At 43.2% G+C, this 15343-nt stretch carries 15 protein-coding genes; 8 read left to right on the forward strand and 7 right to left on the reverse strand.

The window, feature by feature from the left end:
* Window positions 1-21: 21 nt before the first annotated feature.
* Window positions 22-333: an ArsR/SmtB family transcription factor gene (locus tag THMIRH_RS09785; RefSeq protein ID WP_173291914.1), complete on the forward strand. Its 312-nt coding sequence runs from the start codon at window positions 22-24 to the stop codon at window positions 331-333.
* A gap of 91 nt (window positions 334-424) precedes the next feature.
* Here the strand turns inward: THMIRH_RS09785 and THMIRH_RS09790 are convergent, their stop codons facing one another.
* Complete coding sequence (locus THMIRH_RS09790; protein WP_198415225.1) at window positions 425-1216, reverse strand: putative metalloprotease CJM1_0395 family protein; 792 nt, start codon at window positions 1214-1216, stop codon at window positions 425-427.
* Between the two features lie 166 nt (window positions 1217-1382).
* Between THMIRH_RS09790 and THMIRH_RS09795 the strand changes: the two genes are divergently transcribed.
* The 5 genes from THMIRH_RS09795 (at window position 1383) to THMIRH_RS09815 (ending at window position 8042) form a co-directional block, all read left to right on the forward strand.
* Entirely contained in the window at window positions 1383-2327 is a 945-nt protein-coding gene (locus tag THMIRH_RS09795; RefSeq protein ID WP_173291915.1) for a LysR substrate-binding domain-containing protein, read from the forward strand.
* A 180-nt stretch (window positions 2328-2507) separates the two neighbouring features.
* The gene (locus THMIRH_RS09800) at window positions 2508-3887 is read left to right on the forward strand and encodes a ribulose-bisphosphate carboxylase (protein ID WP_173291916.1); all 1380 of its coding nucleotides are present in this window, start codon (window positions 2508-2510) and stop codon (window positions 3885-3887) included.
* Between the two features lie 196 nt (window positions 3888-4083).
* Window positions 4084-4884, forward strand: coding sequence for a CbbQ/NirQ/NorQ/GpvN family protein (locus tag THMIRH_RS09805; RefSeq protein ID WP_173291917.1), 801 nt, complete (start codon window positions 4084-4086; stop codon window positions 4882-4884).
* 128 nt (window positions 4885-5012) lie between these two features.
* On the forward strand, window positions 5013-7274 hold the full coding sequence (locus THMIRH_RS09810) for a nitric oxide reductase activation protein NorD (protein ID WP_173291918.1): 2262 nt from the start codon (window positions 5013-5015) through the stop codon (window positions 7272-7274).
* A gap of 99 nt (window positions 7275-7373) precedes the next feature.
* Window positions 7374-8042, forward strand: coding sequence for a carbonic anhydrase (locus THMIRH_RS09815; RefSeq protein ID WP_173291919.1), 669 nt, complete (start codon window positions 7374-7376; stop codon window positions 8040-8042).
* Here THMIRH_RS09815 and THMIRH_RS09820 read toward each other — a convergent pair.
* Entirely contained in the window at window positions 8039-8446 is a 408-nt protein-coding gene (locus THMIRH_RS09820) for a hypothetical protein (RefSeq protein ID WP_173291920.1), read from the reverse strand. The genes THMIRH_RS09815 and THMIRH_RS09820 overlap by 4 nt on opposite strands.
* A 196-nt stretch (window positions 8447-8642) precedes the next feature.
* Between THMIRH_RS09820 and THMIRH_RS09825 the strand changes: the two genes are divergently transcribed.
* Window positions 8643-9806 carry a YeeE/YedE family protein gene (locus tag THMIRH_RS09825; RefSeq protein ID WP_243831433.1) on the forward strand — a complete coding sequence of 388 codons (1164 nt, stop codon included), beginning with the start codon at window positions 8643-8645 and terminating at the stop codon, window positions 9804-9806.
* A 72-nt stretch (window positions 9807-9878) separates the two neighbouring features.
* Here THMIRH_RS09825 and THMIRH_RS09830 read toward each other — a convergent pair whose 3' ends face one another.
* Both THMIRH_RS09830 and THMIRH_RS09835 read right to left on the reverse strand, forming a co-directional pair.
* The gene (locus THMIRH_RS09830) at window positions 9879-11201 is read right to left on the reverse strand and encodes an NAD(P)/FAD-dependent oxidoreductase (protein WP_173291921.1); all 1323 of its coding nucleotides are present in this window, start codon (window positions 11199-11201) and stop codon (window positions 9879-9881) included.
* Between the two features lie 18 nt (window positions 11202-11219).
* On the reverse strand, window positions 11220-11531 hold the full coding sequence (locus THMIRH_RS09835) for a c-type cytochrome (RefSeq protein ID WP_173291922.1): 312 nt from the start codon (window positions 11529-11531) through the stop codon (window positions 11220-11222).
* 349 nt (window positions 11532-11880) lie between these two features.
* Between THMIRH_RS09835 and THMIRH_RS09840 the strand changes: the two genes are divergently transcribed.
* On the forward strand, window positions 11881-12882 hold the full coding sequence (locus tag THMIRH_RS09840) for a putative transporter (RefSeq protein WP_173291923.1): 1002 nt from the start codon (window positions 11881-11883) through the stop codon (window positions 12880-12882).
* Here the strand turns inward: THMIRH_RS09840 and THMIRH_RS09845 are convergent.
* The 3 genes from THMIRH_RS09845 to THMIRH_RS09855 form a co-directional block, all read right to left on the reverse strand.
* Window positions 12846-13124, reverse strand: coding sequence for a hypothetical protein (locus THMIRH_RS09845; protein ID WP_173291924.1), 279 nt, complete (start codon window positions 13122-13124; stop codon window positions 12846-12848). The genes THMIRH_RS09840 and THMIRH_RS09845 overlap by 37 nt on opposite strands.
* 178 nt (window positions 13125-13302) lie before the next feature.
* A complete protein-coding gene (locus THMIRH_RS09850) occupies window positions 13303-14331 on the reverse strand; it encodes an ABC transporter permease (RefSeq protein WP_173291925.1) in 1029 nt (342 codons plus the stop codon).
* Window positions 14324-15232, reverse strand: coding sequence for an ABC transporter ATP-binding protein (locus THMIRH_RS09855; protein ID WP_243831434.1), 909 nt, complete (start codon window positions 15230-15232; stop codon window positions 14324-14326). Before THMIRH_RS09855 ends, THMIRH_RS09850 begins: the two co-directional genes overlap by 8 nt.
* Between the last annotated feature and the right edge of the window lie 111 nt (window positions 15233-15343).

Below are 15343 nucleotides of genomic sequence, written 5' to 3' on the forward strand. Positions count from 1 at the left end.
AAACTTATTTGGTGATATTCCATGGCTCAAACTGATAACTACTTTGAAATGAAAGAAGAGAATATTGAAAAAGCGTCCAAAGCTTTAAAAGCCATGGGACACCCCATTCGCTTAAAAATTCTCTGTGTTTTAGGAGAAGAAGAAAAGCCTGTTATGGAAATCGTTGCGCAAGTAGGCACAACCCAAAGCAATATTTCGCAACACATCGACATCCTTCGTGAAAAAGAAATTATTACCTCGCGCCGTGAGGGCAGCAAAATTCTTTGCAAAGTGCGTGATACCCAAATTTTGGCATTATTAAATGCCATGCAACAGACTTTTTGCCCGATTTAATCAGAAAAGTTTAGCCACCAATTTTCTTCATAAAAAAGCCACGATTGACGTGGCTTTTTGCTAAACGGCTTCTCAATACCTCAAGCAAAACTTAACGCATGGCCTGCTGTAAATTCACCCGAGTATCAAACATGCCTCTTTCAGGCAACAATCTTGACTCTAGTCCGTTATTTTGTTGAATCGTTTGAGCATTGTTACCTGATGACTCCGCAGACATATCTCCCTGTGTTTGCGAAGATTCGCCATCTGATGATGGTGTACTTTCAGTTGATAAGTTAGCGGCTGACATTTCTGCTCTGGCATCAATCATCATTTTTTGAGCAGCCGCAGCCACTTTAATATCTTGCCCAGAAGGTTGTGCTGGCGCCAAGGCCGCTCTTTGAATGACCTGGGCTTTTTGCAAAGTTGCTTGGGGATCCCCTGAAACCGGCGAGGTATCAATACCCACTTCACCACCCACGGCATACTGTTTACCATCTGGTCCGGTTTGATAAGAGAAGCTCATTCCACCACGCGCATAACTGCCTGCTGTAGACAAGTGCGCCATTTCATGCGCTCTCACTTCGGTGTCTCTGGCTTTAAGCTGTGAGATGACTTGTGCGACCTGCTGTTGGCTTTGTGCTTCTTTTGCCTTGTCCTGGGTGGACTGCGACTCCATGCCATTGGATTTTTGAGTATTGGGAGCCTCAACAGAATCTTTTGAATTGACCGTTGATGAAGAGGTTTTTTGAGTTGTTTTAGATTCCTGCTGAATCAAGGGAGAATAAGAAACAGGCTGATTGGGTGTTGAATGCAATGCAGCATTTGAGCGTGACAAGCCACTCATCGAAGAAATCGATGGCATATTCATTGGGCTTGGACTGGCTGAAATACTGGAAATCATAGTGGTTTTAAAACCTCAACGCTCACATTGACTTATAAACTTTAAGTCAATTATAGACCTTTTATTTCAAATAAAACAGAGGCTTGGCAATTTTACGCCCTAAACTGATGGTAAAATCCTGAAGGTAATATCGCACAACCCTTTAAATTAGCCATAGGAAGCTTTCGTGCCCGAAAAGATTTCAGTATTAGCGAGAAATGCAACCCTTAGACAGTTACAGGTATTTGAGAGTATCGCACGCCACAACAGCTTTACCAAAGCTGCCGAAGAACTCCACTTAACGCAACCTACGGTTTCTATGCAGGTTAAAAAATTGGCCGACATTCTGGACACGCCCTTATTTGAGCAAATTGGCCGTAAAGTCTATTTAACCGGCGCTGGCCAAGCACTTTATGATGCTGCGGATGATATTTTGCGTAAATTGTCGTTTGCCGAACAAAAAATTAACCATCTCAAAGGTTTTTCTGGGGGCAGTGTGAAATTTTCGGTGATTTCAACCGCACAATATTTTATTCCTAAGGTGATTCACACCTTCACGCAAAGCTATCCCGATGTCACGGTTTTAATGCGAGTGGGTAACAAAGAAAATTTACTTGAACGCATTTTAGCCAACAAGGATGATTTTTATATTTTGGGTCAACCCCCTGAAGAATTGAATGTCACCTCTTCACAACTCTCTGTGAATCCATTGGCATTTGTTGCCAATGCCAAACATCCTCTAGTGGGGAAATCGCTCAAAATCGAAGACTTACAAGACGAACCCTTTTTAATGCGCGAAACTGGCTCTGGAATTCGCGCGCAATTAGAAAAGGTATTTGCCGCAGCCCATTTTGAACCGCGAGTCAAAATGGTATTGGGTGGCAATGAAGCCATTCGCTTAGGTCTGTTGCAAAACCTAGGTATCTCGATCACCTCCATTCCCACTTTAATGGACGAAATCACGCAAAATGAAATCGCCATTCTCAATGTCCAAGGGTTTCCAATTCATCGACACTGGTATTTAGCTTATCCAAAAGGCAAGGTGCTCTCCTTAGCCGCAGAGAAGCTTATAGAACTTTTACAGGCAGAAGGACAGCTCTTAAGCAGCAAAGCATTTAATAAAATCTATTAATACCGACTTTAATATAGATAATTGATTATATGTATAATAAAAATAATTGATTTGTCTTTATTGTTCAGCGCCCTATAATGAGCGCTCAAACTTTTGGGATTGAATTGTTTTGGGACAATTCAATTGAAACTAAGGATAGTGTTTTTAAATAAGCAACATCCTAATATTGAGGTAAGAAAAATGGATCAGTCGAATCGTTACGCTGACTTGTCTTTGAAAGAAGAAGACTTGATTAAAGGTCAAAACCACATTCTTGTGGCTTATACAATGGAACCAGCTGCTGGTTACGGTTACTTAGAAGTTGCTGCTCACATCGCTGCAGAATCTTCAACTGGTACTAACGTTGAAGTATGTACTACAGATGATTTCACTAAAGGCGTTGACGCTTTAGTTTATGAAATCGACGAAGCTCAAGGCATCATGAAAGTTGCTTACCCATTTGATTTATTTGACCGTAACGGTACAGATGGTAAGACAATGTTGGTTTCTTTCCTAACACTAGCCATTGGTAACAACCAAGGTATGGGTGATGTTAAGAACCTACAAATGTTTGACTTCTGGGTTCCAGAAACTAAGCTACACCTATTCGACGGTCCAGCAGTAGACATCACTAACATGTGGCGTATGCTTGGTCGTGACAAAGACAACGGTGGTTACATCGCTGGTACAATCATCAAGCCAAAACTAGGTCTTCGTCCAGAGCCTTTCGCAGATGCTGCATACCAGTTCTGGTTAGGTGGTGACTTCATCAAGAACGATGAACCACAAGGAAACCAAGTTTTCTGCCCAATGAAAAAAGTAATTCCTTTAGTTGTTGACGCTATGAAGCGTGCGCAAGATGAAACTGGTGACACTAAGTTGTTCTCAGCTAACATCACTGCTGACGACCATTATGAAATGCTTTACCGTGCAGACTACATCCTAGAAACTTTCGGTGAAATGGCACCTCAAGTTGCTTTCCTAGTTGATGGTTATGTTGGTGGTCCAGGAATGATTACTACTGCTCGTCGTAACTACCCAGGTCAATACTTGCACTATCACCGTGCGGGTCACGGCGCAATCACTTCGCCTTCAGCGAAGCGTGGTTACACTGCATTTGTTCTAGCTAAGATCTCTCGTCTACAGGGTGCTTCTGGTATCCACGTGGGCACTATGGGCTTCGGTAAAATGGAAGGTGGAGCGGATGACCGTAACATCGCTTACATGATCGAACGCGAAGAAGCCCAAGGTCCAGCATTCTTCCAAAAATGGAACGGAATGAAGCCTACTACTCCTATCATCTCTGGTGGTATGAACGCTCTACGTCTACCTGGTTTCTTTGAAAACCTAGGTCACGGTAACGTAATCAACACTTCTGGTGGTGGTTCTTACGGACATATCGATTCTCCTGCTGCGGGTGCTATCTCTCTACGTCAATCGTATGAGTGCTGGAAATCTGGTGCAGATCCAATCGAATTCGCTAAAGACCACAACGAGTTTGCTCGTGCATTTGAGTCTTTCCCAGGCGATGCAGACAAAATCTTCCCAGGTTGGAGAGAAAAATTGGGCGTTCACAAGTAATTATTCTTAACGAATGTTTATTTAGAAACCCAAAAAAGAACCTCTGCTTTCGAGCAGGGGTTTTTTTAACTCCAAATTCTATCCCGTTATCTTTACTAGGTTATTTAATCCAAGTGGTTTTGCGCGCGCGCCTGAGCCATTTTGATTAAACAACCTAGCTTCAACACATTCAAAACTCTAGTTACGAGGAACCATCATGGATATTTCACAATACAAAATCAACAATGAACCTTTTTACGATGCACAATCTAACGAAGTAGAACTTTACACGGCTGCTTATGCGGCGCGCCTACCCGTGATGGTTAAAGGCCCCACCGGTTGTGGTAAATCGCGTTTTGTTGAACATATGGCTTGGAAACTCGGTAAGCCGATCATCACCGTTTCTTGTAACGAAGACATTACGGCTTCGGATTTAGTTGGCCGTTATTTATTAGATGCTAATGGCACGCGCTGGGTTGACGGCCCTTTAACCATGGCGGCTCGTTATGGCGCGATTTGTTATTTAGATGAAATTGTTGAAGCCCGTCAAGACACCATGGTGGTTATCCATGCACTGACAGATCACCGTCGTGAATTATCTTTAGATAAAAAAGGCGAATTGATTAAAGCCCACCCAGATTTCCAGTTGGTCATTTCATACAACCCTGGCTACCAGTCACTCATGAAAGATTTAAAACAATCAACCAAACAGCGTTTCTGCGCTTTGGACTTTGACTATGCTGCCCCAGAAGTAGAATCTCATATTCTACAAGTGGAAGGTAAAGTGGATGCGGCAACTGCAGATAAACTGGTTAAGATTGGTGAAACTGCGCGTAATCTAAAAGGTCACGGCCTTGACGAAGGGATTTCTACCCGCTTAATGGTTTATGCTGCAACGCTGATTAATCAAGGGATTACGCCAATCGAAGCTTGTAAAATGGCTTTAGTGCGCCCCATCACAGACGATGCCGATATTCGTCAAACGCTAGACAATGCAATCGAAATGATTTTTGGATAAAAACACCAAAAAACTTGCCTAAAAATAACCAGGCCTGGTCATTTTTAGGCGTTTTTTGGACTTGAATCATTAAAAAAATTAATGATTTTACCAATCTTATTCAAATCTAAGACAAAGAGCCCCCTATTATGGAAGCAGAAATTCTCTCCCAATACGAAGCGCTGTTTACATGTGGTTTTCCTAAAGCAAAAGAGGTTTTCCCAGCCTGTATTGCGGATGCGCACAATCATTTGTCCCCTGAGGGCGTGCAAGCCTATATTGATGGCGCAAACTTCATCTGTAAAATCGGCATGGGCGTTGAACCCGTGTTGGTTTACCTAGAAGTCATGCCCGAAATTGCAACCCACATAGGCAAAGGCACCATGAAAATGGTGGCGGACTATACCTATGTCATCGCTCGCAGTCCCAACAAAAAAGCCTTAATCCCATTCCTAAATTCTTTAAGTAGCGTTTGTCGTCGTATCGACCGTATTGAAGATTTACAGATGTATCTCGATATCATCAGCGAATATGTTGAAAAGACGCAAACCGTCATTCATGGTCACCACTCTTTATACGAAAGTCCGGGAATGATTGCCTTACTCAACTCCATGCCACAACTCATTTCCAAGTTGTGCCTAAACGGCATTCGCAACTTTATTGATTACGGTGCACGCAACTATCGCAACGCGCCAGACCAACAAATTGAATATTTTGAACTGACCTCGCATGATGCCAAAAGCATTATTCAACGCGAACGCAAAGGCACCACCTTTAAAGGTGTCGAACGCCACATGGAAATGCTCAAAGACTGCCTGTGGGATTGCGATTTACCTTTCTCGGTTTTCTCTACCGCCTTTGACCAAATTCGTAAACCTGTGCCCTACTTAGACTCGCAATTGATTGCGGTGCCTGATGTCTACGAAATGGAAAATGGGGTTAGCGGATTAAATCGCTACCGTGCCATGTTAGCGCATTTGATGGCGCACCATACCTGGTCGACCAAACTTATGGCCGATAACTTTGCACCCCATACGCAATTGTTTATTTCGACCTTTGAAGATTGCCGTGTTGACCGTTTGGCGATGGCACGTTACCCAGGTCTTAAACCCTTATTTTTAGCGTTGCACCCATTTCCGCCAAAAGGCGCGTGTGATCCAGAACATCAATCTTGTTTACGCTATCGTGCTGCGCGATTATCGCGCGCCTTGATGGATGAAAACTTCGATACTGAAAATGGACTCTTGGAAGAGTTTCGGGTTCGATTTAATGCCATCTTAGATGAAAAAGGTGAAAACTCCACCACCCAAGACATGAGCAAACTCGGTACCGATTTCTTTGTGAAAACCCGCAAAAAAACCGACAGTCAACCCGACATTTACTGGGATGACACCGAAATCAGCTATCGTGATGACAACCGTTTTATCTGGTTTCACCACGAAGAAAATGACGAAGCCGAAGATTTTCACAACAATGAATATCAATCCGAAGAACGCATTGTGGATGACGCCAACAGCTTGCCACCGCGTCATTATGATGAATGGGATTACAACTCAGAATCCTATCGCCCTGATTGGGCAACGGTTTACGAACGTTTGCACCCCAGTGGCGACTCTGGAAAGATTGACCGTTTGATGGAAAAGCATGGCGCGCTAGCCAATCGTTTGAAAAAAATGATTGAAGCCCTTAAACCACAAAACAAAAAACGCATTCGCTTCCAAGAAGAAGGCGAAGAGCTGGATTTGGATGTGGCCTTGCGCTCAATCATTGACTTTAAATCTGGCCAAGCACCTGACCCACGCATCAATTACAGCCACACCACTGACAGCCGCAATATTGCTGTGATGTTATTGGTGGATACCTCACAATCACTCAATCAGCGCAATAAAGACTCTGGACAAACGCTATTAGAGTTATCCGAAGAGGCCTTAGCCATTACTGCTTGGACAGTAGAGCAACTGGGCGATAAGTTTGCCATTGCTGGGTTTAGTTCTGATACGCGTCATGAAGTGCGTTACTCACACATCAAAGGCTATTCAGAACATTATGGCGACGAAGTTAAAGCGCGTATTGCCGCGATGAAAGCCGAATATTCAACGCGCATGGGTGCGGCGATGCGTCATGCAGCGCATTACTTAGAAGCCCAAAAGGCAGAAAAGAAATTAATGCTGATTTTGACCGATGGCGAACCGGCGGATATCGATACCAAAGATCCTCAAATGTTGATTCAAGACACTCATAAAGCTGTTGAAGAACTCAAGAGCAGAGGGATTTATTCCTACTGCATTACTTTGGATCCAAAAGCGGATGAGTATGTCGCCGATATTTTTGGCAACCAATACACCGTAATAGATCATGTTGATAAATTACCTGAAATGCTACCTCAGGTATTTATGAAATTGACCCATTAATTGGTATAATCCATCAAATCCATAAAAAATGCCCTCACAAAGGGCATTTTTTATAAGTAAATTTTATCCCAAAAGGATAGGCTGCAAAGGACAACCGTTATGTGCCAAAATTGTGATTGTAAGACTGAAACTCATGTTCCCTCTATCAAACAACTCTTTGATAACAATGCCTTATGGGTTGAAGAACGCATTGCGCAAAACCCAAATTTCTTTACCACCCTTTCTCAACAACAAAAGCCCGAATACCTGTGGATAGGCTGTTCTGATAGCCGTGTTCCTGCGAATGAATTGGTCAAAATGGATCCAGGCACTATTTTTGTTCACCGTAATATTGCTAACTTGATTAACTCTAGTGATATGAATGCTTTATCTGTCATTCAATATGCCGTTGAGGTTTTAAAGGTAAAACACATTATTGTCAATGGACATTATGGTTGCGGTGGTGTGATTGCCGCGATGGAAGACAACAACCCTGACCTGATTGACCATTGGATTCGACCCATTCGTAAATATTACCAACGGGTACAAACCGAACTCGATGCCATGCCAGAAGAAGCGCGAATTAATCGCCTATGTGAAATTAATGTGGTTGAACAAGTGCGTAATATCTGCCATATTCCAGCGGTTCGTAAGGCATGGAAAAAAGGCCAAGAACTCTCTGTGCATGGTTTTATTTACGACATTAAAGATGGTTGTTTACATGACATGGGCATTTCTATCAGCGATATCAAAGCGGCCGAAGAAGCCGTCTTGCGCGCCAACGACTAGTCGTTTTTGCCCGCCACAAAAGCCGCCATTAAGGCTTGGTGCTCAACAGAGTTTGCAACCAAGTCTTTTCCCCAAAACTGCTGACTGATGGTATTTAACAAACCAAAAGATTGCTGAGCCAGCCAAAACTGTTTAAAGCCTTCAAAATCAAATGTCTGCTCAGTTTCATTATAAAACTGCACAGCCAAACCTTGCGGGTCTTCAAAAACAATCTCTGAAGACTCCATCACCTCTAATTCATACGAATAACTGCCAATACCATTTTCTTGGGCAATCACACTACAAAAGTCAGGCAACTCCCCTTGGCTACGCTTAGCCCAGTCATCTAAATTGAGCTGAGTACTTGGCGTATGCTCAACCCCTTTAAAGTAAAACGGAATTTTGGCGGTGATGCGATTATTCAAAGTCCTTCTCCTGTTCAAAAGTGGCCCTATTATAACAAGGGACCTCCCCTCTTTAAGTCTTTAATCACTGGCTAATATTAGCCGCTGACTTTATAACAAAAACCAATAGCTTCATTGAAAACCATAATTATTTTTTATAAAACTTTGCGATTATCATAAAGCCCAGCTCATCACAAATTGAGGAAATTTTACGCTTATGCCACCCCTTGCAAACCCCAAAACTGCACTTTTGCAGAATCCTGCATTATTTGGATTGATTGGTTTAGGCATTTTATTTTTTGCCAGCCAGTTTTTTATGACCCCTGCTCTAAGCCTTTTTCTCATAGGTACGCTGTTTGGCGCTACCCTTAATTACTTTCAATTTGGGTTTCGCACCTGCTCACAAGAATTATTAAATCAGGGGCAGACGCTGGGCATCCGCGCCATGATTATCATGCTGGCCACGAGCAGTGTTTTGTTTTTTGGCTTACTCTCTTTTGGCAGCTTAAATGAGCAACCTTTAAGAGGTTTTGTTCAACCACTCAGCCTAGCTGTGATTGGCGGTGCTTTTGTATTCGGGATGGGAATGCAACTTGCAACAGGCTGTACCTCTGGCACACTCAATCGATTAGGGCAATTGCAACCTATGTCTTTAGTGAGCTTTCTCGCTTTATTGGTCGGCGGCGTTATGGCAGCCAATCACAGTGACTTCTGGGCAAATTCCCCAGCACTCCCGCCAGTATCCGTGTTACAAACCTTTGGGCTTGAGCTGGGTCTTAGCTTACAACTGGCATTTTTAGGCAGTTTATATCTTTTGCTCAGTTACCAAGAAAAACGCAGTCTTGGAAAGGTTTCTCCATTATTAACTCAGTCTATTTGGAAAATCGGGCAATGGCACCCTTGGTTAAAAGCGGGTATTTTATTAGCCCTCTTAAATGCACTGTTACTCGCGTTTTCTGGACAACCCTGGTCAATTGCTAATGTTTTGCCTATTTGGGGATTAAAGTTATCCGATTCCTTGCAAGTGCCAATTGATTGGTCTTTCTGGAGCTATGGCATGACCTATGCCAATCGCATTGAATCCAGCATTTTTGTAGACCCGGTTAGCTTAACCACCCTAGGCATCATTGTGGGTGCTTTGCTGGTGACCTTATTAAAACCCCAACTCTCAAGACATCAAGAAAAACATCCTTTGAAGACTTATATCATGGCTTTAATGGGTGGCTTTTTAATGGGATATGGTGCAGTGATTGCATCAGGTTGCAATATAGGGGCATTTTTTAGCGGCATCAGCTCTGGGAGTTTACACGGATGGCTTTGGGGATTCAGTGCATTAGCGGGTAATGCTGTGATTATTCATTTAAGAAATCGTTTTGCATGACGCTCATAAAAAAAGCCCTTGTATTCTCACAAGGGCTTAATCATTAAAGTTCATCAAAGATAATGAAGTTAATTAACTGTTCCAAAGGTCTGCGGTAATACTCTTGTACCAACCACGCGCATAATTGGCCTCCATTTTACGGAAAGCAGCATCAGCGCCCATAGGGCTTACGCCCCCTGCGCCACTCACGCCACCAATCGTGCCATCGTGCATTTCATAAACCGCTGCCACACTGATTCCATAATCAGCAGAAATCAAACTATAGCAGGTGTTCACATTTTTAGGTCTTGGCATTGCCCAGTTATGGAACTGCGACACAATAGCCGCCGCACACATTTTGCCTTGGCTAGCCGCTGAATGCCCTGATTTTGGCATTTTGCCGGCAATAGACGCATCACCAATCACATGAATACCACGATGAATGGTCGACTCAAAGGTTTCTTGGTTAACTGGACACCAACCCGTTTCATTGGTTAAACCTGCCGCAAATGCCAGTTTACCGGCTTTTTGTGGCGGAATAATATTAACCACATCGGCTTTAATAGTCCCATAATCACAAGTCACCGTTTTGGTGGCTGCATCTACTTTTTTGACAGCTCCGCCATCGGTAGCAGAAACCCATTCAATCATATCGCCATACAACTCGGCCCAACCTTCTTTAAATAAACCTTGCTTAGAGAACTTATCTTTGGCATCTAAAACCAAGATTTTTGCGGTTGGGTTATTGGCTTTAAAATAAGCCGCCACCATACTCACACGCTCGTATGGGCCAGGAGGGCAACGGAAAGGATTGCCTGGTGGTGCAATGACAAAAGTCCCGCCTTGCTTCATTTCGCGAATCTGTTTGTACAGAATATCGGTTTGTGGGCCTGCTTGATAGGCATGCGGAATTTTATCTATGACATCTGCAGACAAGCCTTCAATCGCTTCATATTTAAAATCAATACCCGGAGAAACCACCAAACGATCATATCCAAGTAGATCACCATTCGCCAAGGTGACTGTTTTAGCGGCGGGATCAATCGCAGAAACCATTTGGTGAATCACATTCACCTTGTGCTTTTCACTCAAGGATTTGTAGTTGTGGGTAATGGTTTTTGCATCGGTTAAACCTGCCAAATACCAATTACTGCCTGGGCAGGTCATATAGGTTTCCTTAGGTTCAACCAAGGTCACATCAATATGACTGTCAAAACGCTTAAGGTATTTTGCACAACTGGCGCCACCAAATCCGCCCCCGATGACCACCACTCTAGGCTGACTGCCCGCTTTGTTCAATTGCGCTTTTTCTTTGGGTGCATTGCTCACACAGCCCGTTAATACCGAATAAACTGGCGCAACCGCCCCTAAGGCGACCATGGCTTTTATAATTTCACGACGATTAAATTGTTTCATAATGCTCTCCAGGGCTAATTAAGGTTTTAAAGTACTGAAATACTTTGCCAACTCTTCAATTTCTGCATCGCTATACCCTTTGATATGACGCTGCATGACTGTTGAGGGTCTGGTACCATCTTTAAAAGCCTTAAGCTGTTGAACCATCACAGACTCAGGATACCCTGCTAAAGGCGGAATGCTTCCACCCACCGCTTTACCTTCTGGCCCATGACACATAAAGCAAGTCGTGGCAGAAAGCTCTGCATTACTAATGCCCACCGCATAAGAAGCGGTAGGCAATACAATCATCATTGCGCCAGCCATGATGAGATGTTGCAATTTCTTCATATATTCACCCTCGTTGGTTAAGAATTTAAAATCGATTTTTGTTTTAAGAGACCTAAAATAGCCTGACAGAATTTAGCGACAAACCCATGCTTAGCAGTTAACAGCTTAATAACTGTTTTTTATGTAGATTTGATTTTGAAGTGAAATCGATCAGTTATCCAATCAAAAAATCTTTTGGCATATAAAATTATTTTTTATTAGCATTAAATAATATTATTAAATACTTATTCAATTCTCTTAAAACCTGCTTTTAACATGACAACCTTAACTAAACTGACTAACAAGACTTTGCCAAAGGCATGCAATCCAATACACTAGGCGGCAATCATAGAAATTGAATGGAAAAGTCATGTTAAGAAGTTTTTTTGGGAATAAACAATGGGCGCTCTGGGCTTGGGGCGGGCTGTTTTTACTATTTACGGTGACTTGGCTACAAGTGGAACTGACTGTAAAACTGAACAGTTGGTACGGAGAGTTTTACGATATTCTGCAAAAGGCGAATGATATTCAGGCTTTTTGGCAAAGTATGATTGATTTCACCTATATCGCAGTGCCCTATATTTTCATTGCCATGTTTGCGTTTTATTTTGCCCAACATTATGCTTTTCGCTGGCGCCAAGCGATTACCTTTCATTATTTGCCTCACTGGGAAAACACCCCGCACAACATTGAAGGGGCATCGCAGCGTATCCAGCAAGACACCTATGAATTTTCTAAAAGCCTAGAAAGCTTAGGGCTTGGGCTATTTAAAGCCACCTTAACCCTCATTGCCTTTATTCCCATCTTATGGACGCTGTCAGAAAAGGTGACCCTGCCCGGCATTGATCATATCCAAGGCTCATTGGTTTGGATTGCCCTAGCAACCTCCTTAGGGGGGATACTCATTTCATATTTTGTGGGCATCAAACTACCTGGGCTGGAATATAACAATCAAAAGGTAGAAGCGGCCTATCGTAAGCAGCTGGTCTATTCTGAAGATGATAAAAGTTTTGCTAACCTGCCAACTTTAACAGAACTGTTTACTGGCATTCGCAGCAACTATTTTCGGATTTTTAACCACTACTCCTACTTCACTTTGTGGAGCAATTTATATGGTCAAATGATGATTATTCTGCCCTATCTGCTCATGGCACCCTCGCTCTTTACCGGCGTAATTACCCTAGGCGTGGTGACGCAAACCGGCAATGCATTTGGCAAGGTGAATGACAGTTTTTCTTACCTAATTGACCGTTGGACCGACATCACCAAGTTTATTTCGGTGGTTAAGCGACTTAATGAATTTGAAAAACACTTAATTCATGGTCAGCAGAATCCTCATAGCCCTTCAGCTGAAGAACTGAAAACCCCTTGAACACTCAAAGGCACTTTGCTCCAAGTCACTTCTGAAACTTGCTGTTCGCCTAACTGACAAACCGCTTTTTGAGGGCAGCTTTGACAGGTTTGTAAAGCGCAACTTTGCAAACAAGCTTGTCGAATTAACGCCTTCACCTCTGGGTCAGGGCTGTGTAAGTCAACACCCGATAAATGACCCGCAGCCATTAACTCTGCCACCTTCGCTGAGCTAAGTGATACCCAAACCCTATTCGATGTCATCCAACCTCCTAAATGAAAAACAACCCAACGTTGCATTCAATGATAATAAATCTCATTAACACTTGCAATCAAATAAGAACAATTCTCATATAAAAGGAGGTTTTTTTAATTTAAGGCTCAAAAAAACAACCAGGCCTGGTTGTTTTCTATTGGTTTTTTCACTGTTTTAAGGGTTCAATTAATCATCCGACCATTTAAACAGATAAGCGCCGATGGCAATAAACACAACAGACATCAGGCTTAAGACCATCAAGGGTTGTGTCAGCTCGGCAAGCCCTTGGCCGTCGATGGTGATGGCGCGTACTGCATCGAGCATGTGGGTCAGCGGAAAGAGTTGTGCCAGATATTGCAGCACGGGATGACTGCCTTCCAAAGAAAACCACACCCCCGAGAGCAACATCATCGGCCAGCTCACCAAGTTTAATAAGCCGCCCGCCAATTCCTCAGAACTGACCCTTGCGGTCATGACTAAACTCAGCGCAATCATAGACAAACTGCCCAAAATGGTGACCAGCAACAAATCCCAATAACTGCCATTCATGGCAAAGCCTAAAATCCATTTACTCACCATAAAAATAGCTACCGCCAAAAACACCACAATGAATAAGCGTGAAACTAATTGCGCCAAAATAAATTCAACGGGTTTGAGCGGCGTGGCATTCAGGCGTTTTAGATACCCGCTGCGTCTATAGCGCACGATGACAAACCCCACGCCAAATAACGCACCAAACATAATATTCATACCAATAACCCCTGGAATCACCCAGTCAATGTAGCGTATTGGCTGGTTTTCAGTGTCATGGCGTTTTAAGTTGGCATCAATGCCCTTCAGCAATTCCTCCATCACATAACCATTGGGCGAATCCACATTCACCCAATATCCCTGCTCTGCCAAAGGCGTGCTGGGGTTTAAATTGAGCAATAAATCACTTTGATGGCGTGCCACCTTGTCAATTGCTTGTTGCAAATTGTCGGTGGCGTAAAACTGCACATGTTGCAAATTAAAAATGGGGCTCAATTGTCCATTCATCTCTGATGCCGGCTGATAAACCGCCACTTTAAACAAAGGCTTGTTGTCGCCATAAAACGCCAAGGCTAAGGCAAACACCAAAAAGAACGGCATGGCCACACTCCAACCGAGCGAGGCTTTGTCTCTAAAAAACTCTAAATTGCGTGCATGGACCAGGGTGAGAATTCGATTAAACATTGGCCGCTCCCTTGGCTGACTTTAAGCCGGTTGAATCCTTGGCGGTCAATTCTAAAAATAAATCATCCAAGGTGCGCGAGCGGATTTTGAGATGGGTTAAATCAATGCCCGCACTCATTAAACTTTGCAAGGTTTGATTCATGGTTCGGGTAAAAATCTCGGTCTTGTCGCTGTTTTTAAAATGGGTTTCTGGCGGTGTAAAATCACCCAACACCTCGGTGGGCAACTCTAAAATATTGTCGCCAAAATGTTGTGCCAACAAAGCATCTGGCGTGCCTTGGGCAATCAACTTGCCTTTGGCCATAATGGCAATTTCATCACACAGCAAATAGGCTTCTTCCATGTAATGCGTGGTGAGAATAATAGTTTTATTGCGCGCTTTAATTTTTTGAATCAAACTCCAAAACTGGCGTCTGGCTTGGGGATCGAGTCCGGTGGTGGGTTCGTCTAAAAAAATCACCTCTGGGTCATGCACCAATGCCAAGGCCAGCAATAAGCGTTGGCGTTGCCCTCCAGATAATTTGGAAGCATCTTGTTGTAAAAAATCGCTTAAATCACAATCCAAAATGAGTTCTTGTAAATCAGTGTGGCGGTCATAAAAACTGCGAAATAGGGTTAGGTTATCTGCCACACTCAAATAATCTTGCAAAGCGGTACTTTGAAACTGGATCCCCGCGACCTTTTTAAAGTCTGAGTTCATTGGCTGACCTCGAAATAAAATCTCACCCGAACTGGCTTTTTTTAAACCTTCAATCATTTCAATCGTGGTCGATTTGCCCGCCCCATTAGGCCCCAATAAACCAAAACAAATTCCCTCAGCAATGGCAAAATCCACGCCATCCACCGCGGTCAGTTTTGGGTAGGCTTTGCGCAAAGCTTTTACTTCAATAATGGCTGTCAAAATCGCTCATCCTTTGCTTTTCATATTTAAATTCTATGCACGGATATTAGCACAAAAAAACCCGCTCAGCTGAAACCAACTGGCGGGTTTTGAAGTTAAGCCTAAGGCTGG

The organism is Thiosulfativibrio zosterae, from assembly GCF_011398155.1.
GTDB classification, from domain to species: Bacteria; Pseudomonadota; Gammaproteobacteria; order Thiomicrospirales; family Thiomicrospiraceae; genus Thiosulfativibrio; species Thiosulfativibrio zosterae.